Source organism: Amycolatopsis sp. NPDC051102, from assembly GCF_040682815.1.
Taxonomy (GTDB): Bacteria; Actinomycetota; Actinomycetes; order Mycobacteriales; family Pseudonocardiaceae; genus Amycolatopsis.
Genome location: NZ_JBFBBT010000010.1, coordinates 292,004 through 313,448, shown reverse-complemented (window position 1 = coordinate 313,448; position 21,445 = coordinate 292,004). Strand labels below are relative to the sequence as shown.

The 21,445-nt window shown below is 74.2% G+C and carries 23 protein-coding genes; 16 read left to right on the top strand and 7 right to left on the bottom strand.

What is annotated here, in order from left to right; translation table 11 throughout:
- The first annotated feature begins 79 nt into the window (after positions 1-79).
- A complete protein-coding gene (locus AB0M93_RS27745) occupies positions 80-1,498 on the top strand; it encodes a PLP-dependent aminotransferase family protein (RefSeq protein WP_364277969.1) in 1,419 nt (472 codons plus the stop codon).
- Here the strand turns inward: AB0M93_RS27745 and AB0M93_RS27740 are convergent.
- Positions 1,426-2,859, bottom strand: coding sequence for an MFS transporter (locus AB0M93_RS27740; protein ID WP_364277966.1), 1,434 nt, complete (start codon positions 2,857-2,859; stop codon positions 1,426-1,428). The two genes, AB0M93_RS27745 and AB0M93_RS27740, sit on opposite strands and share 73 nt — an antisense overlap.
- A gap of 57 nt (positions 2,860-2,916) precedes the next feature.
- Positions 2,917-3,390 (bottom strand): SRPBCC family protein, encoded by a 474-nt coding sequence (locus AB0M93_RS27735; RefSeq protein WP_364277963.1) that lies wholly within the window; start codon positions 3,388-3,390, stop codon positions 2,917-2,919.
- A 161-nt stretch (positions 3,391-3,551) separates the two neighbouring features.
- Between AB0M93_RS27735 and AB0M93_RS27730 the strand changes: the two genes are divergently transcribed.
- Both AB0M93_RS27730 and AB0M93_RS27725 read left to right on the top strand, forming a co-directional pair.
- Positions 3,552-4,067, top strand: coding sequence for a bifunctional nuclease family protein (locus AB0M93_RS27730; protein WP_354816713.1), 516 nt, complete (start codon positions 3,552-3,554; stop codon positions 4,065-4,067).
- A 77-nt stretch (positions 4,068-4,144) separates the two neighbouring features.
- Positions 4,145-5,128, top strand: a complete 984-nt coding sequence (locus AB0M93_RS27725; protein ID WP_364277959.1) for a sigma-70 family RNA polymerase sigma factor — start codon at positions 4,145-4,147, stop codon at positions 5,126-5,128.
- Here the strand turns inward: AB0M93_RS27725 and AB0M93_RS27720 are convergent.
- The gene (locus tag AB0M93_RS27720) at positions 5,092-5,571 is read right to left on the bottom strand and encodes a DUF2087 domain-containing protein (protein ID WP_364277956.1); all 480 of its coding nucleotides are present in this window, start codon (positions 5,569-5,571) and stop codon (positions 5,092-5,094) included. The genes AB0M93_RS27725 and AB0M93_RS27720 overlap by 37 nt on opposite strands.
- A gap of 91 nt (positions 5,572-5,662) precedes the next feature.
- Between AB0M93_RS27720 and AB0M93_RS27715 the strand changes: the two genes are divergently transcribed.
- Genes AB0M93_RS27715 through AB0M93_RS27695 form a run of 5 tightly spaced genes read left to right on the top strand, consistent with a single transcriptional unit; the run spans position 5,663 to position 11,429 of the window.
- Positions 5,663-7,297, top strand: a complete 1,635-nt coding sequence (locus tag AB0M93_RS27715) for a fatty acyl-AMP ligase (protein ID WP_364277953.1) — start codon at positions 5,663-5,665, stop codon at positions 7,295-7,297.
- The gene (locus AB0M93_RS27710) at positions 7,290-7,553 is read left to right on the top strand and encodes an acyl carrier protein (protein ID WP_364277950.1); all 264 of its coding nucleotides are present in this window, start codon (positions 7,290-7,292) and stop codon (positions 7,551-7,553) included. Before AB0M93_RS27715 ends, AB0M93_RS27710 begins: the two co-directional genes overlap by 8 nt.
- The gene (locus AB0M93_RS27705) at positions 7,550-7,867 is read left to right on the top strand and encodes a hypothetical protein (protein WP_364277947.1); all 318 of its coding nucleotides are present in this window, start codon (positions 7,550-7,552) and stop codon (positions 7,865-7,867) included. Before AB0M93_RS27710 ends, AB0M93_RS27705 begins: the two co-directional genes overlap by 4 nt.
- Positions 7,867-11,049, top strand: a complete 3,183-nt coding sequence (locus tag AB0M93_RS27700) for a WXG100 family type VII secretion target (protein ID WP_364277944.1) — start codon at positions 7,867-7,869, stop codon at positions 11,047-11,049. Before AB0M93_RS27705 ends, AB0M93_RS27700 begins: the two co-directional genes overlap by 1 nt.
- 8 nt (positions 11,050-11,057) lie before the next feature.
- The gene (locus AB0M93_RS27695; protein WP_364277941.1) at positions 11,058-11,429 is read left to right on the top strand and encodes a hypothetical protein; all 372 of its coding nucleotides are present in this window, start codon (positions 11,058-11,060) and stop codon (positions 11,427-11,429) included.
- Here the strand turns inward: AB0M93_RS27695 and AB0M93_RS27690 are convergent.
- Positions 11,413-12,207 carry a class I SAM-dependent methyltransferase gene (locus AB0M93_RS27690; RefSeq protein WP_364277938.1) on the bottom strand — a complete coding sequence of 265 codons (795 nt, stop codon included), beginning with the start codon at positions 12,205-12,207 and terminating at the stop codon, positions 11,413-11,415. The genes AB0M93_RS27695 and AB0M93_RS27690 overlap by 17 nt on opposite strands.
- Positions 12,208-12,385: 178 nt before the next feature.
- Here AB0M93_RS27690 and AB0M93_RS27685 point away from each other — a divergent pair, with 178 nt between their 5' ends.
- From AB0M93_RS27685 to ligD, 5 genes are read left to right on the top strand one after another with little or no spacing between them, the layout of a single operon-like run.
- The gene (locus AB0M93_RS27685; protein WP_364277935.1) at positions 12,386-12,574 is read left to right on the top strand and encodes a hypothetical protein; all 189 of its coding nucleotides are present in this window, start codon (positions 12,386-12,388) and stop codon (positions 12,572-12,574) included.
- Positions 12,574-12,750, top strand: a complete 177-nt coding sequence (locus AB0M93_RS27680; protein WP_364277932.1) for a hypothetical protein — start codon at positions 12,574-12,576, stop codon at positions 12,748-12,750. The genes AB0M93_RS27685 and AB0M93_RS27680 overlap by 1 nt, the downstream gene beginning before the upstream one ends.
- A gap of 56 nt (positions 12,751-12,806) precedes the next feature.
- Positions 12,807-13,367 (top strand): hemerythrin domain-containing protein, encoded by a 561-nt coding sequence (locus tag AB0M93_RS27675; RefSeq protein ID WP_364277929.1) that lies wholly within the window; start codon positions 12,807-12,809, stop codon positions 13,365-13,367.
- A complete protein-coding gene (locus AB0M93_RS27670; protein ID WP_364277926.1) occupies positions 13,364-13,498 on the top strand; it encodes a hypothetical protein in 135 nt (44 codons plus the stop codon). Before AB0M93_RS27675 ends, AB0M93_RS27670 begins: the two co-directional genes overlap by 4 nt.
- A 17-nt stretch (positions 13,499-13,515) precedes the next feature.
- Positions 13,516-15,096, top strand: coding sequence for a non-homologous end-joining DNA ligase (gene ligD, locus AB0M93_RS27665; protein WP_364277923.1), 1,581 nt, complete (start codon positions 13,516-13,518; stop codon positions 15,094-15,096).
- 3 nt (positions 15,097-15,099) lie between these two features.
- Here the strand turns inward: ligD and AB0M93_RS27660 are convergent, their stop codons facing one another.
- Positions 15,100-16,041: a PfkB family carbohydrate kinase gene (locus AB0M93_RS27660; protein ID WP_364277920.1), complete on the bottom strand. Its 942-nt coding sequence runs from the start codon at positions 16,039-16,041 to the stop codon at positions 15,100-15,102.
- 125 nt (positions 16,042-16,166) lie between these two features.
- Here AB0M93_RS27660 and AB0M93_RS27655 point away from each other — a divergent pair, with 125 nt between their 5' ends.
- The 3 genes from AB0M93_RS27655 to AB0M93_RS27645 all read left to right on the top strand — a co-directional run bounded on the left by AB0M93_RS27655 (position 16,167) and on the right by AB0M93_RS27645 (position 19,216).
- Positions 16,167-17,792: a RecQ family ATP-dependent DNA helicase gene (locus AB0M93_RS27655; RefSeq protein WP_364277917.1), complete on the top strand. Its 1,626-nt coding sequence runs from the start codon at positions 16,167-16,169 to the stop codon at positions 17,790-17,792.
- 144 nt (positions 17,793-17,936) lie between these two features.
- Positions 17,937-18,701, top strand: coding sequence for an ANTAR domain-containing protein (locus AB0M93_RS27650; RefSeq protein ID WP_364277914.1), 765 nt, complete (start codon positions 17,937-17,939; stop codon positions 18,699-18,701).
- Between the two features lie 119 nt (positions 18,702-18,820).
- A complete protein-coding gene (locus AB0M93_RS27645) occupies positions 18,821-19,216 on the top strand; it encodes an STAS domain-containing protein (RefSeq protein WP_364277911.1) in 396 nt (131 codons plus the stop codon).
- Between the two features lie 6 nt (positions 19,217-19,222).
- On the opposite strand, the gene AB0M93_RS27640 is transcribed toward AB0M93_RS27645, so the two are convergent.
- Positions 19,223-20,629 (bottom strand): PP2C family protein-serine/threonine phosphatase, encoded by a 1,407-nt coding sequence (locus AB0M93_RS27640; protein ID WP_364277908.1) that lies wholly within the window; start codon positions 20,627-20,629, stop codon positions 19,223-19,225.
- Between the two features lie 4 nt (positions 20,630-20,633).
- On the bottom strand, positions 20,634-21,365 hold the full coding sequence (locus AB0M93_RS27635; protein WP_364277905.1) for a GAF and ANTAR domain-containing protein: 732 nt from the start codon (positions 21,363-21,365) through the stop codon (positions 20,634-20,636).
- Positions 21,366-21,445 lie beyond the last annotated feature (80 nt).

The window sequence follows — 21,445 nt, the reverse complement described above, 5'->3', positions numbered from 1 at the left end:
GCAGTACGTTAGAGGTCCCTTTGGCCCGATCCCAGATCCAATTCTGACCCTCTGAATTGGACCAATGTAGGGTCGGCCGATGGACTTCCACGTCAGCCTGGCCGGGCGCGGCGACCTCAGCGTCCGGATCTACCGGCAGCTGCGGGACGCCGTGCTGGACGGCAGGCTGCGCGCGGGGGAGCGGCTGCCGCCCACCCGTGAATTGGCGCGGCGCCTGGCCGTTTCGCGCAACACCGTCGCCGTCGCCTACGACCGCCTCACCGCCGACGGCTTCCTCACCGGCCGCGTCGGCGCCGGGACGTACGTCTGCGCGGAATTCCCTTCGCCGAAGCCGCGCAGCGCGCCGTCGAGGACAGGGCCGCAGCCCAAAGCGATCTGGCAGCACCTGCCCGCTCCGGCCGCCGCACCCGGTCCCGCGCCGGTGTTCGACTTCCGCGTCGGCATCCCCGACGCCGCCCTGTTCCCGCTCGAGACGTGGCGGCGGCTGCTCGCGCGCGAACTGCGGGACACCGCCGGGTTCGCGCACTACGCCGGACCGGGCGGCCACCCCGGCCTGCGCGCGGCGATCGCCCGGCACGTCGGCGTCTCACGCTCGGTGCGCGCCGGCGCCGACGACGTGCTCGTCACCCAAGGCGCGCAGCAGGCCCTCGACCTGCTGTGCCGCGTGCTGCTCGAGCCCGGCGACCGGGTCGCCGTGGAGGAGCCGGGCTACCGGATGGCGAGGCTGCTGTTCGCGTCGCACGGCGCCGAAGTCGTCGGGGTGCCGGTGGACGGCGAAGGGCTCGACGTCGCCGCGCTGCCACCGCGGACGAAGCTGGTGTACGTCACGCCGTCGCACCAATTCCCGCTCGGCACGCCGATGTCCCTCGCCCGGCGCACGGCGTTGCTGGCGTGGGCCGGACGCGCCGGCGCGGTCGTCGTCGAAGACGACTACGACAGCGAGTTCCGGTTCTCCGACCGCCCCCTGGAGCCGTTGCAGAGCCTCGACCGCGACGGCCGGGTGGCCTACGTCGGCTCGTTCTCCAAGACCCTGCTTCCCATGCTGCGCCTGGGTTTCCTGATCGCCCCGGCGTCGCTGCGGGACGCGCTTCACCACGCGCGCCAGCTCTCGGGCTGGCACGGCGACCTGCCCGCGCAGGCCGCGCTGGCCCGGTTCGTCGACGAAGGCCTCTTCGCCCGCCACCTCCGCCGCGCCACGAAGGTCTACGCGGAACGCCACGAGCGCATCACGACGGCCCTGGAGAAGGTCTTCGCCGGCCGCCTGAGCGTGGTGCCGTCGGCGGCGGGCCTGCACCTGTGCGCCCTGGCCGGAGACGACGCCACCGACCTGGACCCGGTCGTGGCCCGGGCGGGTGCGGCCGGGGCGGCGATCCAGACGCTTTCCGACCTGTGCGGCGGATTTCCGCGGCAGGGCATCGTCCTCGGCTACGGCTCGATCGCCTCGGACAGCATCGACGCCGGCCTGGCGGTGCTGGACGCCGCCTGGGGTTCGGCGTAGTGGTCCGTGCGGCGCCGTCCCGCGATCAGCAGGCCGCCCAGGCAGGTCGCCACCGCCGTCACCAGGACCACCAGCCAGCCGCGGCGGAAGTCCGCCAGGTCCGGCGGGCCGGCGAACACCGCGACCAGCACCGCCGTGCCCAGGACCGTGCCGATCTGCCGCGTCGTGTTGACCATCGACGAGCCCGCGCCCCAGCGGGCCGCCGGCAGGACCGTGCCGACCACGCCCGACAGGCTCGGCAGGATCAGCCCCACCCCGAGGCCCGTCAGCAGCTGGCCGGGCAGCATCGCCGCCGCGTAGTCGGGCGCCGAACCCATGCGCAGCAACCACACCAGCGCCCCCGCTCCGAACGCGACGCCGCCGAGGGCGACCACCGGGCCGGGGCCGAAGCGGTGCACGAACCGGCCGCCGAGGATCGACACCGGGACCACCACCAGCGGCCCCGGCGCCAGGGACAGCCCGGCGAGCAGCGCCGAGTCGTGCCAGATCGAGGTCAGGAACAGCACGTTGCCGAAGAGCATCGCCGCGAACCCGGCGGCGAACAGCCCGGTGGTCACGCAGGCCAGCCACAACGTCGGGATGCGCAGCGCCGGCAGGTCCAGCACCGGCACCGCGTGCCGCGCCGAGCGCCACGGGACCCAGGCCAGCGCGACGGCGGCCACCGCGAACGCCAGCAGCACCGGCCGCGCACCCCAGCCGTCGTCGGACGCCTCGACCAGCGCATACGCCAGCGCGCCGACACCCACGAGCAGGCCGGCGGCGCCGAGGACGTCCGGAACGCCGGTGGAAGTGTCCCGCGACTCGCGCAGCACGCGCGGCCCGGCCAGCAGCGTCACCGCGCAGATCGGCAGGTTCACCAGGAACACCCAGCGCCAGGACGCTTCGACGAGCAGGCCGCCGACCGGCGGGCCGAGGGCCGCGGCGGCCGCCCCCACCGAAGCCCAGACACCGACCGCCGCCGGGCGCCGGTGCGGCGGGAACGCCGTCAGCAGCAGGGCCAGTGACGTCGGCATGACGAGCGCGGCGCCGATCGCCTGCACCGCGCGGAACGCGATCAGCACGCCGATCGACGGCGCGGCCGCGCACGCCGCCGAGGCGAGGGTGAACACCGCGACGCCGATGAGGAACAGGCGTTTGCGGCCGTACCGGTCGGCCAGCCGCCCGGCCGGGGCGAGGCAGGCGGCGAACAGCACGGTGTAGCCGTTGAGCACCCACGACAGCGTCGCCAGGCCGTCGCCGGGGAACGCGGCCCGGATGCCGGGGAAGGCGATCGTGACGATGAACGTGTCCAGGCTCGCGAGGAACGCGGCCGTCGAGACGACGAGCAGCACGAGGCCGGGTTTCGGCGCGGTGGCGGGCATGGTCCTCCTAGGTTCGATAAGACAACCTAGCTGGCCAAGCGAGTTTCAACAAGAGACTTACGCGGCCGCGCGCTCCTCGGCGCGGGCTTTCAGGGCCGCGAGGGTGTGCTCGATCGAGCGCACGTTGTAGCCGGGCCGGTCGGCGCGGCCGGTGATGCGCGGGCCCATGAACTTCCGCACCACCCAGCTGCCGATCCGGTACCAGTTCTCGGTGACGACGCAGCCGTCCGCGGCCGGCGCCAGCACGTACTCCCACCGCGAGACCCGCGAGCCGAGCGGCGTGCGCACGTCGAAGGCGAACCGGCGACCCGGCTCGAACGCGACCACCCGCACCCGCGTCCACCACTGCAGCTCGCCGTTGCGGTTGCGGCCGCGGAAACGCGCGCCGAGGGCGGGCCCGGCGCCGTCCAGCCAGCGGCCGCCGACGTTCTCCGGGCTCAGCTCGCCCATCCGCGGCAGATCGGTGACCCACGACCACACCGTGCCCGGCGCGGCCGGGACGGTGACACTGCGCGAAATCGTCGGTTCCACGCCCCGACGGTGACAGCGCTTCCGGTGCCGGGCAAGGAAAGCGCGCGCAGTCCGCAGCCGAGAAGAGCCGGACCGGGAAATCCGGCCGCTCCGGACGGGGTTGCGAACCCCTCGATGTGGGTATTACGCGCGCGGAGGACTCCCACGACACGGAGGGTGCGGTGGTCAGCGTGATCCCGATCGAAGTGGTGGGGATGGCCGTTCCGGTGCCCGGCGAGGCGCCCCTGATGCTGCTCCGCGAGCCGGAGGGGGCCCGCCGCTGGCTGGCCATCATGATCGGGTACGGCGAGGCCGAGGCCCTGGTGCGGGCGCGTGAGCAGATCGCGCAGCCGCGCCCGGGCACGATCGAGCTGCTCGGCGACGTCCTCGCGGCGTTCGGCCAGGGTGTCGCCGCGGTCGAGCTGACCGAGGTGCGGGACGGCATCTTCTACGCCGACCTGGTGCTCGCCTCGGGCACCCGCGTGTCGGCCCGCCCGAGCGACGCGGTCGCGCTCGGCCTGCGCCAGGGCGCGCCCATCCGCGTCGCCGAAGAGGTGCTGGACGTCGCGTCCGTGCAGCTCGAGGTCGAGCAGGAGACCGAAGGGCCGGCCGCGGACGTGCTGGACACCGAGGCCGAGGTCGCCCGGTTCCGCGCCGAGCTCGACGGCCTGCGGCCCGAGGACTTCGACGACCTGTAAAAGATCTTCTCCCGGCCGCGATGAATCCCGGCGGTGGCGCCGGTATACCCACCGCCACCGGCCTGGACGGGAGAACAATGCACGACTTCGCGACGCAGGACTTCGGGACGCGCACCGAGCCGCACCGGCGCGAGCTGCTCGCGCACTGCTACCGCATGCTCGGCTCGGTCCACGAAGCCGAGGACCTGGTGCAGGAGACGCTGGTCCGCGCCTGGAAGGCGTGGGCGGGCTACGACCCGGCCCGCGCGTCGGTGCGCACCTGGCTCTACCGGATCGCCACCAACGCCTGCCTCACCGCGCTGGAGGGCCGCGCCCGGCGGCCGCTGCCGTCCGGGCTCGGCGGCCCCGGCGACGACCCGGGCGTGCCGCTCACGCCGTCGTTCGAAATCCCCTGGCTGCACCCGTTCCCGGACGCGCGCCTCGACGACCCCGGCCTGCGCCTGGCCCGCCGCGGCACGCTCCGGCTGGCGCTGCTGGCGGCGATGCAGACGCTGCCGCCGAAGCAGCGTGCGGTGCTGATCCTGCGGGACGTCCTGGAGTTCAGCGCGGCGGAGGTGGCGGGCTTCCTGGACACCACACCCGCGGCGGTCAACAGCGCCCTGCAGCGCGCCCGCGCCGGGCTCGGCGGCCTGTCGGCGGACGAGGTGCCCGAACCGGACGACAGCGCGGTGGAGGCGGTCCTGGACTCCTACGTCCGGGCGTTCGAACGAGCCGACGTCGCGGGCCTGGTCGAGCTGCTGACCGAGGACGTCGTGATGGAGATGCCGCCGGTCCCGCTGTGGTTCCGCGGCCCGGACGGCTACGGCCGGTTCCTCGAGCTGATGTTCGCCAGGCGGGGCCCCGGCTGGCGCATGACGCGCACGAGCGCGAACGGCCAGCCCGCGCTCGTCGCGTACTGCCGCGACGAGGCCGGGGTGTACCGGCTGCACACCTTGCAGGTGTTCACCGTGCGCGGGGGCCGGGTGGCGCACAATGTCGTGTTCGCCGACGCGGGCGTCCTGGCGCTGTTCGACCTCCCCGCGACTCAGCCGGCGACGCGCGCCTCCGACGGGCGGCCGTAGGCGCCGCCGTCGTTGCTGCGCTGCAGCAGGCCCTCGTCGACGAGGTAGCGGCGGAGCGTCGCGTGGTCGTCGTGGACCATCGAGAGCTTCTCGCGGACGTCCTGCTCGGTGTAGAGCCGGCCCGGTTCGAACCGCTCGGCGAGGTAGCCGAGCAGCAGCTGCCGCCGCTTGCCCGAATGCGGGATCGCGATGAGCCTGCCGTGGCGGAAGAGCCCGTCGAGCGGGTCGGCGGGTGCCTTGGCGAGGGCTTCGCGGAACACCTCGGACGTCGCCCGGTAGCGGTCGCCGTCCACCGCGAGGAGTCCCGCGTCGACGAGCCGCTTCGCGAGCTTGGCCGCGGCCGCGTCGGCCGGAAGCCCGTCGGGGGCGGCGCAGACGCGGGCGAAGAACTGCAGTCGGGCCGGGTCCGCCAGGGCGGAGACCAGCGCTTCCGGGGAGGCCATGGTCAGCGACCGTACCCGCGCCCGCCCCGGTGGTGAACCGCTTTCCCGGCCGGGGCGCACGCCGCGCCGGCGGTGCCAGTAGGTTGCCTTCGTGCCCTGTGCGCCCGTGACCGTGCCCGAGGCGGTGCTGCGCGCCTCGATCGTGGACCGGCTGTTCGCCCGCGCGGACGACGATCGGCCGTTGTTCACCCACCAGGACCACACACGCAACGCGGAGCACACCTGGACGTGGGCGGAGTTCGCCGCCCGGGTCCGGGTGGTGGCGGGCGAACTGCGCCGGGTGACCGAGCCGGGGGAGCGCGTCGCGATCCTCGCGGGCCAGGAACTCGCCTACCCGCTGGCGTTCTTCGGCGCGCTGGCCGCCGGGCTCGTCGCCGTCCCGCTGATGGCGCCGTCGAGTCCCGCGCAGGCCGGCCGGCTCACCGGCGTCCTGGCCGACGCCGGGGCACGGGTGTGGCTGACGTCGGCGGCCGCTGCGGAGCGGCTGCCCGCGCACGATGACGTCCTCGTGGCCGACGAGCTGACCGGGCCCGGCGCCGATCCGGTGCCGGTGGCGCCGGAGAGCCCGGCCTACCTGCAGTACACGTCCGGGTCGACGCGCGAGCCGGCCGGCGCGGTGATCCCGCACCGCGCGATCGTCGCGGCCTGCTGGCAGGGCAGCCTCGCCTACGCCGTCGACGAGGGCACCACCTGCGCCGGCTGGATCCCGTTCTTCCACGACATGGGCCTGATCCAGCTGCTGTGCCTGCCCGTCTTCGCCGGCGGCCGGTCGGTGTTCATGGCCCCGGCCGAGTTCGTGCACCGGCCGGGGCGGTGGCTGCGGCAGCTGGCGGACTACCCGGCGGTGTTCACCGCCGCGCCGAACTTCGCCTACGACCTCGCCGCCGACGCCGACACCGGAGAAGACCTCGACCTCAGGGGAGTCCGGGTCGCGCTCAACGGCAGCGAACCCGTCCGGCCGCGCACGATCGAGCGGTTCCAGGAGGTGTTCGGGCCCCGCGGGTTCCGGCCCGCGGCGCAGCGGCCGTCGTACGGGCTCGCCGAAGCCACGGTGTACGTGGCGAGCGCGGGCGAGGACGGCCCGCGCAGCGCGGTGTTCGACCGCGAAGTCCTCGCGCAGGGCCGGGCCGTGGAGACCCCGGACGGGCAGGAGCTCGTGTCCGTCGGCCGCCCGGTCGGGCAGCTCGTCCGGATCGTCCGCGACGGGCAGGCGCAGCCCGACGGCGTCGTCGGCGAGATCTGGGTGCACGGCCCGAACGTCGCCACCGGCTACTGGGGCCGCGGCGACGCGAGCGCGTTCGGCGCCGAGCTCGACGGCCTCGGCGGCTGGCTGCGCACCGGCGACCTCGGCGTCGTGCACCGCGGCGACCTCTACGTCACCGGCCGGCTCAAGGACCTCATCGTCGTCGACGGCCGCAACTTCCATCCGCAGGACATCGAGGCGGCGGCCGCGGAGGCCCACCCCGCGGTCCGCCGCGACCGCGTCGCCGCGTTCGGCGTCACCGGCTCCGGCGGCGAGGGCGCGGTGGTGGTGGCCGAGTGGGCGCGCGGCGCCGACGCCGACGTCCGCGAGGTGACCCGGGCGGTGCTGCGCGCGGTGTCGCGGGAACACGGGCTCACGCTGCGCGCGGTACGTCTGGTCCCTTCCGGTGGACTTCCGCGCACATCGAGCGGCAAAGTCGCCCGGTCCGCCGCGAAGGCACGTTATGGTGACGACTGTGGGTGATCACCGCGCCGAGGTCACGAAGGTCGTCTGCGACACCTTCCGGCTCGACCCGGCTCTCGTCGAGCCCGACGCGCCCCTGGAGGAGCTGGGCATCGACTCGAAGGGGCGGATCAAGCTGCTGGCGGCGCTGGAGATCTATTACGGCGTGACGATCGACCTGGACCGGCTCGACCGGTTCACCGACGTGGGGTCCGTGGCCGACGTGCTCGCGGAAGCCATGGGAACTCACGGATCTTCAGGAGAGGCGCGGAAATGAGCGGCGGGGGCTACACCGCGACGACCGAGGCGTTGTCGACGGCGGCCAAGACCATCGGTGACCTGGCGGAGCACCTGCTCGACGACAACCCGGACCTGCAGAACTCGCAGGTGACGGCGGAGAAGTTCGGCCGGGCGCACGGCGCGCACGCGGCCAAGTACACCGCGGGCGCGCAGGCGCTGTGGGCCGCGGTGTCCGGCTACAGCAGCACCCTCGGCTCGTTCGGCACGAACCTCGGCACCGCCGGGTCGAGCTACAGCACGAACGAGGGCAACCAGGCGGGCGCGATCACGAACGCCGGGGGCTCGCTCTGATGGCCGACAAGAAGAAGTGGTCCGACGTCAAGGCGATCCTGGACGACCCGAGCGTCCCCGCTGGGCAGAAGAGCGCGCTGATCAGCAGCTGGCTGCGGGAAAACCCGCCACCGCCGCCGTTCCTGGCCGACCAGGAACCGGACGAGATCAAGCAGAAGCGGCAGGAAGCCGAGAAGTACGCCAACGCCTACAACGCGAACCCGCTGTTCGCCGGCCAGTCGGTCGACGAGGCCTACGACAAGGCCAAGGCGAGCGGTGACCAGAACAGCTACAACGAGGACCAGGAAAAGAAGGCTGTCGACGACGGCAAGAAGAAGCTCGAGGACACGAAGCCGCCCGCCGTCACCGACGACGGGGCCGACGCCGGCGGGACGAAGACGTCGGACGAGATCTTCGACGCCGCCGCGCCCGCGCTGAAGCTGTTCGAGACGTTCGGTTCGCTGCTGGCCAAGATCCCGGCCGACTGCCGCGGCAACACCCGCGCGCTGGACCTCGACAAGGACATCCGGGCGCCGTTCGACGAGCAGCGCGGGATCAGCTTCGCGGACTTCGTCGCCGACGCCGGGCACTTCAAGCGCGGTTCGCAGACGGTGGACCAGACGGTGCAGGACACCGGCTCGCAGCTGGGCACCCTGTTCCGCACCTGGAGCGGCGCGGGCGCCGACGCCGCGTCGGACACCTACAACGACAAGATCCAGCCGAAGGCGGCGAAGCTGTCCCAGACGCTCGGCAACGCGAGCGAAGCGACGCTGAACACGGCCACGACGGTGTTCCAGCTGTGCAAGGGCAAGGCCGACGCCGTCATCGGGATGTACACCGACCTGGTCGGCAAGGCCGACTACACGATGGCGCAGAAGGTCGTCGCGGTCGCCAGCGGCGAACACGGCAACGAGCAGGATCTGGCCCAGATCGCGGGCTGGATGGACCTCAACTTCGGCACCAACCTGGTCAAGACGCTCAACGACCAGGGCTGCTGCGACGGCGACGAGATCAAGAAGCACGGCCAGGACCTGGCCAAGCAGTGGATCCAGAACCAGTTCAACCCCGACATGTGGGACCGGCTGTACCAGGGCTTCGCCAAGACCTGCAAGGACACGAAGGACCTGGTCGACCAGGCGTACGACGCGCTCGACAAGGTCATGGGCGGGATCCGCAACGAGTTCGAGGGCGTTTCGATGCCCGGCGGTTCCGGATCGACCGGCGGCACGGGCGGTGGTTCGGGCGCGGCCGGGGGTTCCGGCGGCGGCCCGGGTGGCTCGGGCAGCGGGTCGGGTTCGGGCGCGTCCGGCGGCGGCTCGGGCTCGGGCTCGGGTGGCGGTGGCGGTTCGGTGCCGCCGATTCCCGACACGAGCTCGGGATCCGGTGCGCCGGGCGGCGGCGCGGGGTCCGGTGGTGGCTCGGGGTCCGCCGGTGGCTCGGGGGCCGACCTGCCGAGCGGCTCCGGCGGTGGCTCGGGGACGGGCGGCGGCGGTTCGGTGCCGCCGATCCCGGACGGGTCCGCCTCCGCCGGCGGCGGCTCCACGGGCGGTGGCTCCGGCTCGTCCGGCGGCGGCCAGGACGACCAGGCGGCCGCGGCCGAGGCGGCCAAGCAGCAGGCGGCGCAGCAGGCCGAGGCCGCGAAGCAGAAGGCCGCGGACGCGCTGAAGGAGTTCAGCGGCCCGGGCATCCAGACGGACTCCGGCGCCGGCCTCGGTTCCTCCGGCGGTTCGGGTTCGGGTTCGGGTGGCGCAGGCTCCGGGGACACGACGCCGTCGTCCGTGGCGCCGCCGTCCGACACCGGCCAGGACGCCGCGGCCGCGGCGGCCGAGGCAGCCAAGAAGAAGGCCGCGGACGCCCTGAAGGAGTTCAGCGGGCCGGGCATCCAGACCGACTCCGGTGACGGTGCCGGCAGCTTGGGCGGCGGCTCCGGTGCGGGCGGTGGCGCCGGCTCGGGGGGCGACGACGGCAAAGCCGCGGCCGAGCAGGCCGCGGAGGCGGCCAAGAAGAAGGCCGCGGACGCCCTCAAGGAGTTCAGCGGGCCGGGTATCAAGACGGACTCCGGCGACGGTGCCGGCGGCCTGGGCGGCGGCGCCGGCTCGGGTGGGGGCGATTCGGGCGCGGGTGGCGGTGACGACGGCAAAGCCGCGGCCGAGCACGCCGCGGAGGACGCGAAGAAGAAGGCCGCGGACGCCCTCAAGGAGTTCAGCGGACCGGGCATCGAGACCGATCCCGGCGGCGGAACCGGCACCGACGCCGACCACGACGGCAAGCCCGACAGCCTGCTCGGCGACGACGGCAAGCCCGGCGAGCACAAGGGTGACGACGACCCCGACGTCCTCAAGGTCAAGCAGGGCGACAAGACCTTCGAGATGACCGAGCCGGACCACGACGGCAAGATGGACATCAAGGTCGGCGACGGGCCCGGCGAACCGAAGGACTACAAGCTCGACTGGTCCGCCGACGGCAAGCCCGGCGATGGTCCACAAGGGACGGACGACGGCACGTACCACCCCGGCGCGGACGGCAAGATCCACATCAAGGACGGCGACCTCCGGATCACCGCCGAGCGGCCCGACGGCCCGGACGGCCAGACCGTCGTCACCGTCGACGACGGCAAGGGCACCCCGACGACCTACACCCTCGGCGACGACGACAAGCCCGCGCACCCGCTCGGCGACACCCCCGAGAAGAAGATCGACGACCTGCCCACCCACCGGGGCACGCTCGAAGACCTCAAGCCGCACGACGGCGGCGACCCGGGCGCGCACCACGGCGGCGACGGCGGCGGCTCGCACCACGGTGGCGGGGGTGGCCCGTCGGCCGCCGGGATCGGCGGCGGGCACGGCGGCGGGCACGGCGGGGCCGGCTTCTCGGGCGGGGGCATCGACCCGGGCGGCGCCGGGCTGGGGGAGACGCCGACGTCCGGCGGCGCCCACACCGGTGCCGGGGTGACGCAACCGCAGCCCACGCCCGCCTTCGCGTCGGCGGCGGGGGCGCCCGGCGCGCAGGGCTCGTCGATGGCCGGGATGCCGGGCATGGGCGCCATGGGCGGTGCCCACGGCGGTGGCGGCGGTGGCGACACCGAACGCCGTGCCGCGTACCGGATCGAGGGCGCCGTCTTCGACAATCTCGGTGAACCGGGCCGGCGGATCATCGGCTCCCTCAACGACGACGAAGACCCGCCGTCCGCCCGGACCTGGTAGGAGGACCCGTGACCGACATCGCCGGGATGAAGGCCGAGCTCGACGGCCTCGTCCGCGAACAGGCCGATCGCCGTGCCCTGCGGGAACAACAGGGCGAGGAGATCAAGGCCCGCTCCCAGGAGTACATGACCAAGCAGGTCCAGGCGGCCGAGCGGTACGTGCAGCACGTCCGCGAAATGGCGCAGCGCAAGACGAAGTCGGGCTGGAGCACCGACCGGTCGCACGCCGAGCCCGCCTCCGCCTTCGACGCGGAGGCGTACCCCGGCCCGGCCGGCTTCGAGCCGGCGCCGTCGCCGCGGCCGGTGCGGGACGAGCCGCGGGCCGCCCGTCGCCCCCGCACCGCCGTCGAAGAGGACGAGGACTTCAACAACCCCTGGTGAACCACAGGTCGACGGCGACCTTGCGCAGCGACACGGTGAACGTCCGCGCCGGGGCCAGCCGCCGCCGCAGTTCCCCCTCGAACTCGGCCCGCCGCTCGCCGAACAGGTGTGGTGCCGAGCTCGACAGCGAGAACACCCCGGCGACGACGTCGTCGACCGTGCGGGTCACGACCCGGCCCGGCACCTCGAACCGCCGCGGGCCGTGGAAGCCCGCCGCACGGTAGATCGCGGCCTCGCCGCCGGGCGTGCCTTCGGGCAGCGAACCCCGTCCGGCGCGCCGCACCGGGCCCAGGTATTCGCGCACCAGCTCGGCGATCGCCGGGTGCTCGGGTTCGAGCGTCGAGGCGTGCACGTGGGCGCAGATCCCGTCCGGCGCCAGCAATTCGCGCACGGCGGCCGCGACCCGGGGCCGGTCGAACCAGTGGAACGACTGCGCGAAGGTGACGAGCCGGAACCGGCCCAGCCCGGCGGGCAGCTCCTCCGCTCGCCGGTGCACCCACCGGCAGTTCCCGATACCCGCCTCCGCCGCCAGCCGGGCCGCTTCGGCGAGCATGTCGCCGTCGGCGTCGAGCCCGACCGCTTCCTCGAACGATCCGGCCAGCGGCAGCGTCAGCGAGCCGGGGCCGCAGCCGACGTCGAGCAGCCGTCCCGTTCCGTCCAGCCCGAGTTCGGCGGCGAAGGCCGCGGCGAGCTCCGCGGGGTACGCCGCGCGGCCGCGCGAGTAGTACCGCGCGCTGCCCGAATAGAGGGACGGGTCCCATTCCCATGCGTCGGTCACGGCCCCAGCGTAGATACTCGCGTGCCTCGACGGCGGCCGCGTGCCGCCGGACACCGCGGTGTGGCTCGTCAGAGTTGCGCGAGTCCCGCCCGGAAGGGTTCGGTGGAGCGTGTGAAACCCGGCGCGGCGGGGTATCCGGTCGCGTTCGTTTCGCCGCCGAATAGCCGGAGGTCTCCCGATGCCCGTGCGCACCGCCACCCCGCCCGCCACCGACGTCGTCCGCGTGGCCCTGGAAGTCCTTGCCGCGCAAGGGTTGAACCGCCCGGCCGCCAACGCCGCCCTGGCTTCGATGGCGAAGGAACGAGGCTTGACGGTCGCGCGCTGCGCCGCCTTGGTCGTGGCCGCCGTCGACGGGAGGATGGGCTGATGGCGTTCACCGCGCGGGCCGGGAACGACGATACCGCCTCGGTCGGCGGCGGTGTGCTGCTCGCCGTCGGGCTGGTCGTCGCCTTCTTCGGCTGGTGGTCGTGGTGGACCGCCGCCGGTCTGGCCGTGGCCGCCGCGGGCGCGCTGTGGCTCACAGTCGCGAACCGCGACGAGTAACCCGCCGGCGACGGGGAACGCTGCCTCCACCTGACCGAACGAGGAGGAGGCTGTCCATGGCGGAGCACGACGAGGACGTCATCGAGCTGCTGGAGCGCCAGCACCGCGAAATCCGTGAGCTGTTCGCCGGGCTGGAGACCGCGGACGGCGACCGGCGCCGGGAGCTGTTCCACGACCTCGTGCGGCTGCTGGCGGTGCACGAGACGGCGGAGGAACTGGTCGTGCACCCGGAGATCCGCGACCTCGAACCGGCGGCGGGGCCCGTCGTCGACGCGCGGCTGGGCGAGGAGCACCGGGCCAAGGAACTGCTGACCACCCTGCAGAAGCTGGGCCCGGAGGCCGACGGGTTCGACACGCTGCTGGTGCAGCTGCGCGACGACGTGCTCGCGCACGCCGAACACGAGGAGCGGGAGGAGTTCCCGCTGCTGCGGGCGCACCGCCCGCCGGAGCGGCTGCGGGCGATGGCCGCGACCGCCAAGCTGGCCGAAGCGGTGGGGCCGACCCGCCCGCACCCCGGCGTCGAGAGCGCGAAGGCCAACCTGCTGCTGGGCGCGCCCGCGGCGATCATGGACCGGGCGCGCGACCTCATCCGCGGCGCGCTGGGAGGTGGCGCATGACCGAGCCCGGCGACGAAGTCACCGACCCGGAGGAGTTCGCGGAGGAGGTCGGCCCGGACCCGACCCCGCAGGAGGTCGCCGAATACGAGGAACTGGCGCGGAAGAACCCGCCCTGGTCGGCTCCGGACTGAGTGGGTACCCCCACGGCATGGCAGGAGCCCCGGCCCGCAAACTGCGGCGCTACCAGGAGATGCGCGACTTCGCCCGCACCGCCGAACCGGCCGGCGGTGCGGCGGCCGGCCCGGACCGCCACCGGTTCGTGGTGCAGCGGCACCGGGCGCGCCGGCTGCACTACGACTTCCGCCTCGAGCTCGGCGGCGTGCTGGTCAGCTGGGCGGTGCCCAAGGGGCCCACGCTGGACCCGAAGGCCCGCCGGCTGGCCGTGCACGTCGAAGATCACCCGATCGAGTACGCCGACTTCGAAGGGGTCATCCCGCGCGGCGACTACGGCGGCGGGGACGTCATCGTCTGGGACCGCGGCGTGTGGCGGCCGGTCGAAGCCGACCCGGCGCGCGCGATCGAGGCCGGCACGCTGCACTTCGACCTCGACGGCGAGAAGCTGGCCGGGCGGTTCGTCCTCGTCCGCACCAGCCGCGGCGAGAAGGACCAGTGGTTCCTGCTGCACAAGCAGGATGAGCACGCCCAGCCCGGCTGGGACGCCGAAGACCACCCGCGGTCGGTGAAGAGCGGCCGCACCAACGACGAGGTCGCGGCCGCTCCCGACGCCCTGTGGCACGGCGACCGGCCCGCCGCGGAAGCGGAAGAAGCCGTCGGCGGGTGGCAGGCGCCGACCGAGGCCGAGCTCGCGGCCCTCGACGCACTGGGCGCCAAGGGCCGCTGGTCGGTGGCGGGCCGGGAACTGGCCCTGACCAACCTGGACAAGGTGCTCTTCCCGGCGGCCGGCGGCGGCGAGCCCGTCACCAAGCGGGACCTCATCCGCTACTACGTCACCGCCGGGCCGGCCATGCTGCCCTACCTGGCCGGCCGCCCGCTCAACACGCACCGGTTCCCACAGGGCGTCACCGAGCCGGGCTTCTGGCAGAAGGAAGTCCCGCAGCACGCCCCGGACTGGCTGACCACCTGGCGCAACGAACGCGCCGAGCCGGGGGAGAGCCAGCGGTACGTCGTCGCCGACAGCGTGGCGACGCTCGCGTGGCTGGCGAACTACGGCGCGCTGGAGCTGCACGCCTGGACCTCCCGCGCCGCCGACGTCGACCACCCGACGTGGGTGCTGTTCGACATCGACCCGGGCCCGGAGACGACGTTCGACGAGGTGCTGGAGCTGGCGCGGCTGCACCGCACCGCCCTGGAGCACCTCGGCCTCACCGGCCGGCCCAAGGTGACCGGCCAGCGCGGGATCCAGGTGTGGGTGCCGATCGCGCCGCACTGCACGTTCGAGCAGACCCGCGCGTGGGCGGAGACGGTGTCCAGGACGATCGGGCGGGTGCTGCCCGACCTGGTCAGCTGGGCCTGGACGAAGGACAAGCGCCGCGGCCGCGCCCGTCTCGACTACACGCAGAACGTGCTCAACAAGACCCTCGTCGCGCCCTACAGCGTGCGTCCGCGGCCCGGCGCGCCGGTTTCGGTGCCGCTGGAGTGGGACGAGCTGGACGAGCCGGGGCTCGCGCCGGACCGGTGGACCATCCGGGACGTCCCGGGCCGGCTGGCCGAGCGTGGCGACCCGTTCGCGGTCCTGCTCGGTCTCGAGCAGAAGCTTCCGGGCCTGTAGCGCTCAGGCCCGCACGGTTTCGAGCTGCCGGGGCTGCAGCCGGTCCAGTTCCGCGCGCGACAGGTGCGGGCGCCCGCCCGCGTGCTCGGTCGTCGCCGCGGCCGCCGCCACGGCCAGGCTCGCCGCCGTCTCCAGCGGGCGGCGGCGGGTCAGCGCCGCGGTCAGGGTGGCCACGAGCGCGTCGCCGGCGCCGGTGGGGTCGACGACCTCGGTCTCGACGTGCGGCACGAACCAGGTGCCCTCCGGGCCGGCGAAGAGGTTGCCCTGCCCGGCCACCTCGAGCACGGCCAGCGACGGCCCGCGCCGCCGGAGTTCCGCGGCGGCCCGGGCGGCCGAAGCGACGTCGTCCACCGGCTGTCCGGTGAGGAGCTCGGCTTCGTGACCGTCGGCGCGCACGACGTCGGCGAGGGCGAGCAGGTCCGCGGTCAGCGTGTCGGACTCCGGCGCCCCGTCCAGCACGACCCGGGTGCCCGCCGTGTGCGCGAGCCGGGCCGCCAGCAGGGCCACCGGGGCGGGCTGCTGCAGCTGCACGATCAGCGAGGCGGCGGCCGAAATCGGGGCGGACGCGGCGAAGACGTCGGTCTCGGTCAGCAGCGTCCCCTCCGGGACGTGCTCCAGGTAGCGGCGGCGGCCCTGGTCGTCGACGACGTCGACGAGCAGCGCCGTCTCGGTGCCCGGCCGGCGGATCACGTGCGAGGTGCCGATCCGGTCGGCCCGGGCCTGGGCGAGCAGCGCGTCCCCGGTGCGGTCGCGGCCGACGACGCCGACCAGCGACACCGACATCCCGAGCTGGCTCAGCGCCACGGCCTGGTTCGCGCCCTTCCCGCCGAGCAGCTCCTGCCGGTGCCGCACCGGCGCCGACGAGTCCGCGTCCGGCGCGTCGGGGACTTCGATCACCAGGTCGCGGGCGATCTGCCCGGCGACGACGACTTCGCTGAACGTCATCGGGTCCACCGGTGGGTCATGGCGCCTCCTCGGGTCACCGGCTGGCTACCCGGTCCGGCGCGGCGGGTAAACCGCTCGTTCGGGTCGAGTGGTTGCCGGGCGCCGTCGTGGGTAGCCCTGCCGCCATGAACGACGATCCGAACGTGGCCGAGCTGCGCCGGCTGGCCGCGGAGCGCTTCGGCTGGGCCGAGCTGTCCGCCGAGCAGGCCGCCGCGATGAGCGCGGCGCGGGAGGGCCGGGACGTGCTCGCGGTGCTGCCCACCGGGGCCGGGAAGTCGGCGATCTACCAGGTGCCCGCGCTGGTGCTGCCCGGTCCGACGGTGGTCGTGTCGCCCCTGCTGGCCCTGCAGCGCGACCAGATCGAGGGCCTGGACGCCGCGGCCGTGCCGGACGCCGTCGCGCTCGACTCGCGGCAGTCCGCCGCCGCACGGGAGGCCGTGTGGGACGCGATCCGGCGCGGCACCGCCGAGTACGTCTTCCTCTCGCCGGAACAGCTGGCGAAGGACGAGGTCGTCGCCGGGCTGGCCGAGGCGGGGGCGTCGCTGTTCGTCGTGGACGAGGCGCACTGCGTTTCGGCGTGGGGCCACGACTTCCGGCCCGACTACCTGCGCCTGGCGCCGGTCGTCGAACGGCTCGGGCGGCCGCCGGTGATCGCCCTGACCGCCACCGCGGCCGCACCGGTCCGCGACGACATCGTCGCCGCGCTGGGGCTGCGGGACCCGGTGCGGGTGATCGCGAGCTTCGACCGGCCGAACCTGCACCTGGCGGTCGCGCGCTTCACCGACGACGCCGCGAAGCGCGCTGCGGTGGTGGACCGGGTCGCGGCGCTGCCCGGCAGCGGGCTGCTCTACACCGCGAGCCGCCGGGAGGCCGAGGAGTACGCCGCCGCGCTGGCGGACCGCGGTGTCCGCGCCTTCGCCTACCACGGCGGGATGAAGACCGCCGACCGCGACGCCGTCCACGAGCGGTTCGCCGCGGGGGAGACCGACGTCGTGGTGGCGACCTCGGCGTTCGGCATGGGCATCGACCAGCCCCACGTGCGGTACGTAGTGCACGCCTCCGTGCCGGACTCGGTCGACACGTACTACCAGCAGATCGGCCGCGCGGGCCGGGACGGCGAGCCCGCCGAGGTCCTGCTCTGCTACCGGCCGGAAGACCTGGCGCGGCAGCGGTTCCTGACCCGGTCCGCGCCGCCGGAACCGGAAGTCCGCGCGGTCGTCGACGCCCTGCGGGCCGGCCCGCTGAACCGCCGTCAGCTCGCCGAAGCCGTCCCCGGTCCGTCCGCGCGGCGGACCCGCGCCCTCGGCCTGCTCGAACGGGGCGGCGACGTGCTGACCGGGCCGGACGGCCGGTTCACGCTCACCCACGGCCGCGCGGGCACCGACGCCGTCGTCGGGCGGGCGCTCGAAGCGGCGGAGCGGGCGGCCGAGCTCACCCGCTCGCGGGTGGAGATGATCCGCGCCTACGCGGAGACCACCGGCTGCCGCCGCCGGTACCTGCTCGGCTACTTCGGCGAGGAACTCGCGACGCCGTGCGGCCACTGCGACACGTGCGAAGCCGGTGCCGCGGCCGAAGAACCGGCGCCGGCGGGGGAGTTCCGCGCGGAGAACGTGGTCCGGCACGCCGAGTGGGGCCGCGGCGTCGTGATGACCATCGAGGACGACAAGCTGACCGTCCTCTTCGACGACGTCGGCTACCGGACGCTGTCGCTGCCGGTGGTGCGGGAACAGGAGCTGCTCGACCGCTGCTGAGTGCAGCCGGGTGATCGATCTGCGCCGGATGGCCGTACCCGGGCGGGCTGCGCGTGGCCGGTCCCACAATGCGGGCCGCCGCCGCGAGCGGAGTGCGGCGTTCTGGGGTACATCAAGAGAACCATAGAACCGGTGGAGGGTGCGGTGACCGAATCACTGATGAACGCGGCGGACCGCTGGAGACCGCTGACCGAGCTGCTGCAGGCGCTGCTCGAGCGGGTCGCCGGCGAGCTGCCCGGGTGCCTCGGGGCGGGGCTGACGGTCAGCCACGGCGGCCGGCCGCTGCAGGTGCTGGCCACCGCCGGCCTCGGCGAGTACCTGGTGCCCGCCCAGCTGCGCCACGGCGGCCCGGTCACGGTCGCCGACGCCACCGGTGAGCCGGTCGCGACGGACGAGCTCTTCGGCGACGCGCGCTGGCCCGGCCTGACCGGCGAGTCCGTGCCCGGCGGGACCGCGGTCCGCGGCGCCGTCGCCCTGCCCGGGTTCTGGGACGAGCACGGGGTTTTCGTGCTTTCGGCGACGCTGGACCGGCCGCCCGGTTCCACCACGCTGCCCGTCCTGCAGCGGTACGCGAAGCTCACGGAGATGACGCTGGTGGTCGCCGAGACGGCCACCGCGGGGGACCCCGACCAGATGCTCGACCTGCTGGCCTCCCGCGCCGCCATCGAGCAGGCGAAGGGCGCGCTCATGGCGGTCCGGCGCTGCCCGCCGGAGGAGGCGTGGCAGACGCTGCGCCGCGCCAGCCAGGAGTTCAACGTCAAGGTCCGCGAGCTGGCCATCGCCCTCGTCGAGCACCTCGGCGGCCACACGACGACCCAGCCGGCGGGCACCCCGGAGATCCACCCGGGCGAGCCCGCCCGCCACGCCGCGGAGCGGCTCTGGTCGGCCTTCACGGCGGTCTCGTCCTGAAGAAGGGCGTTTCCGAACCACGCGTTTGGGTATCAAGACCCCGTCCTTGATCACGTCCCTGCCCTTGATCACGTCACTGCGTCGCCGGCCCCGGCCGGCGCGGAAGGCCAACCGAACCCGTGTCCCCCACGTTCCCGGTCCCCACCCGGTCCGCGCCCCTCACGGCGCGCCGGACGGAGTACCGCCCCGGTCTCCTCGTGCTGACCTTCGCCGGCGAGATCGACGCGCTGACCCTGCCGATCCTCGACCGCGAGCTGCGTGCGGCCCCACCCGGGACGACGGTGGTGGACCTGACCCAGGTGGCGTTCGTCGGCCTGGCGGGCGCCCGCGCCCTGGCGGCCGCCGCGGAGCGCGCCCAAGCCGACGGCGGGTGCTTCGGGGTGGTGGCGAACAGCCGGACGCTGGCGCGCCTGTTCCGTGTCACGGGGTTGGCGGCGGGGGTACCGATGTTCGCTTCGTTGTCGGATGCGCTGCGGGAGCTGCTGGCGGCGGGCGTGCAGGACCGCGCCTGCTGACCGCGTTCAGCGCGAGATCCACCGGGCGATCAGCACGCCCGCGTCCTGCCGCAGCTCGTCGGCGCCGTGGACGAGTACCGCGCGGGTGAGCCGGCGGGCGATCTCCGGCGGCAGCTCGGCGGCGTCGTGGCCGAGGTGGCGGGCGATCCGGGCGCGGCCGAACGGCTCGCCCGCCCCGTTCGTGGTCTCCGCGACGCCCCGGGAGTACAGCGCCAGCAGGTCGCCGGGTTCGAGCCGCACCTGCGTGGGGTGGAACGGCCCGCCCGCCACGGAAAACCGCGTCGCGAGCGATTCCGTCGCGGGGAGCGCCTCGCCGTCGCGGACGACCAGCAGTGGCGGACTGCCCGCGCCGAGCAGCCGCAGGATTCCCGTGGCCAGGTCCAGTTCGACGACCGCCCCGGTCACGGCCGGGGCGCCGGACAGGGTTTCCAGCTCGGCGGCCACCGCGGTGAACTGCTCGCCGAGGGACGCGCCGCCGTGGCGGGCGGCGCGGTAGGCGGAAAGCGCGGTCACGACCGCGATGTTCGCGCTGCCCGTGCGCATGCCGGCGTCGAACAGCGCCAGCTGCGCGCAGTTCTCGGAAAGCGCGTAGTCGAACACCGTGCCGCAGAGGTCGTACGCCGGCTGGACGCTCGCGCCGACGACCACGCTTTCGGTGGCCGCGGTGAGCGGCGGCAGGCTTTGCCACAGCAGCTCGGCGGGGGAGCCGCGGCGCCGGTGGCGGCGCCGGCTGTCCAGGCCGTCGCCGTACTGGGTCGTGGCGGTGACCAGGTGCCCGAGCAGTGTCGCCAGCCACCGGCACTGCTCCCGCAGCACCGGGTCCTCCGGGTCGGCGTCGTCCGGGACGATTTCCAGCACACCGAGCCGTTCGACGCCGTCGAGCAGGATGGTCCACAGGGTGCCGTCCCGCGTGACGGTGGTCCCGGCGCGGCGGTACACGTCGCCGCCCACCGTGGTTTCGATGTCGAGCTCGGCGCTGCCCGGGCGCAGCGGCACGAGCGTCCGCTGGTCGTAGTCGGCGAGGTAGACGCCGATGGTCAGGTCGAGCGCGCGGCCCGCCTCGGCGACGACGGCCGGGAGCCGCTCGGGCGGGGCCCGGTGCGCGCCTTCGAGCAGGTCCACCAGGGCCTTCAGCGGGCCGTGCAGCGGTTTCGCGTCGCTGACCGAGTGGCTGTAGGGCGCGCGGGCGGGGCCGGCGACCTCGTCGAGCCGCTCGTTGACGGCGTGGGCGAGCATGTCGCGGTCGACGCGGGGCAGCGTGGTCAGCCCGTTCAGGTAGGCGTCCAGCTCGATCAGGCTCAGGCTGCCGCCGAGCGCGAAGTACCGCATCCACAGCTGTTCCAGCGTGAGTTCGCTCCGGGCGAAGCAGGCGGCGATCCGCCGCCGTTGTTCGTCCTCGGGCACGAAACGCATCCGCTCACCTTTCCCGCGGCGCGACGAGCTGCGCGGCGGTCTCGGCCGGACTGCCACCGTCGGCGCGGGCCAGCGCGAGCAGGCGGTCGAACGCCGTTTCCTCGTCGAGGCCGTCGCGGCCCATCAGGAAGCCTTTCGCCATGGTGATCAGGTCCCGGTCGCGCAGGGTTTCCTTGAACTGCGCGCTGAACCGGCTGGCCCGCTCGTAGGCCCGCGCGTTGGCGACCAGGACGGCGGCGCGGTCGGCGAACCGGACCAGCGCGTGCTCGTCGGAGGGGCCGAAGGCGCCGGGAGCCGTGGCGTAGAGCTTGATGGCGCCGTGGCAGCCCTCCCCGGTGACCATCGGCGCGGTGACGACCGACCGCAGCCCCGACCCGGCCACCGCGGCACACCACCGGGTCCACCGCCGTTCGGCGGCGACGTCGTCGATCCGCTGCGGCGAGCAGTCCCGCAACGCGGCCAAGCAGGGGCCTTCACCGAGCTCGTACTGCAGGGCGTCGGCCTCGCGCACGAGCGGACCGGACGCACTGGTGGTGACGAAGTCCCCGTCGCCGTCGATCAGGGTGACCCCGACCCCGGAGGCGGCGGTGATGGTGGTCCCGGCGAGCGAAACGATCAGTTCCAGCACCGAATCGACGGTCTCGCGCGACAGCAGCAGCCCGGACATCCGGGCGGCGACGACGGCCAGCTCATCATCCAGCGGCAGCCCACCGGGCGCAGCCTCTTCCGACGACATGCGTGCTGATTACCTATCCGGCGCGTTCGGCAAACCTGCTCCGGTCCTTCTCCGCATCACGGACATGGATCCGCCCCGGA

Excerpts from the sequence above, each read along its gene's own strand:
- AB0M93_RS27745 (WP_364277969.1), top strand. The coding sequence starts at position 80 with ATGGACTTCCACGTCAGCCTGGCCGGGCGCGGCGACCTCAGCGTCCGG.
- AB0M93_RS27660 (WP_364277920.1), bottom strand. The coding sequence starts at position 16,041 with ATGACGTTCAGCGAAGTCGTCGTCGCCGGGCAGATCGCCCGCGACCTG.
- AB0M93_RS27680 (WP_364277932.1), top strand. The coding sequence starts at position 12,574 with ATGGCGTTCACCGCGCGGGCCGGGAACGACGATACCGCCTCGGTCGGC.
- AB0M93_RS27720 (WP_364277956.1), bottom strand. The coding sequence starts at position 5,571 with ATGGCCTCCCCGGAAGCGCTGGTCTCCGCCCTGGCGGACCCGGCCCGA.
- AB0M93_RS27675 (WP_364277929.1), top strand. The coding sequence starts at position 12,807 with ATGGCGGAGCACGACGAGGACGTCATCGAGCTGCTGGAGCGCCAGCAC.
- AB0M93_RS27705 (WP_364277947.1), top strand. The coding sequence starts at position 7,550 with ATGAGCGGCGGGGGCTACACCGCGACGACCGAGGCGTTGTCGACGGCG.
- AB0M93_RS27635 (WP_364277905.1), bottom strand. The coding sequence starts at position 21,365 with ATGTCGTCGGAAGAGGCTGCGCCCGGTGGGCTGCCGCTGGATGATGAG.
- ligD (WP_364277923.1), top strand. The coding sequence starts at position 13,516 with ATGGCAGGAGCCCCGGCCCGCAAACTGCGGCGCTACCAGGAGATGCGC.
- AB0M93_RS27685 (WP_364277935.1), top strand. The coding sequence starts at position 12,386 with ATGCCCGTGCGCACCGCCACCCCGCCCGCCACCGACGTCGTCCGCGTG.
- AB0M93_RS27740 (WP_364277966.1), bottom strand. The coding sequence starts at position 2,859 with ATGCCCGCCACCGCGCCGAAACCCGGCCTCGTGCTGCTCGTCGTCTCG.
- AB0M93_RS27700 (WP_364277944.1), top strand. The coding sequence starts at position 7,867 with ATGGCCGACAAGAAGAAGTGGTCCGACGTCAAGGCGATCCTGGACGAC.
- AB0M93_RS27670 (WP_364277926.1), top strand. The coding sequence starts at position 13,364 with ATGACCGAGCCCGGCGACGAAGTCACCGACCCGGAGGAGTTCGCGGAG.
- AB0M93_RS27725 (WP_364277959.1), top strand. The coding sequence starts at position 4,145 with ATGCACGACTTCGCGACGCAGGACTTCGGGACGCGCACCGAGCCGCAC.
- AB0M93_RS27655 (WP_364277917.1), top strand. The coding sequence starts at position 16,167 with ATGAACGACGATCCGAACGTGGCCGAGCTGCGCCGGCTGGCCGCGGAG.
- AB0M93_RS27640 (WP_364277908.1), bottom strand. The coding sequence starts at position 20,629 with ATGCGTTTCGTGCCCGAGGACGAACAACGGCGGCGGATCGCCGCCTGC.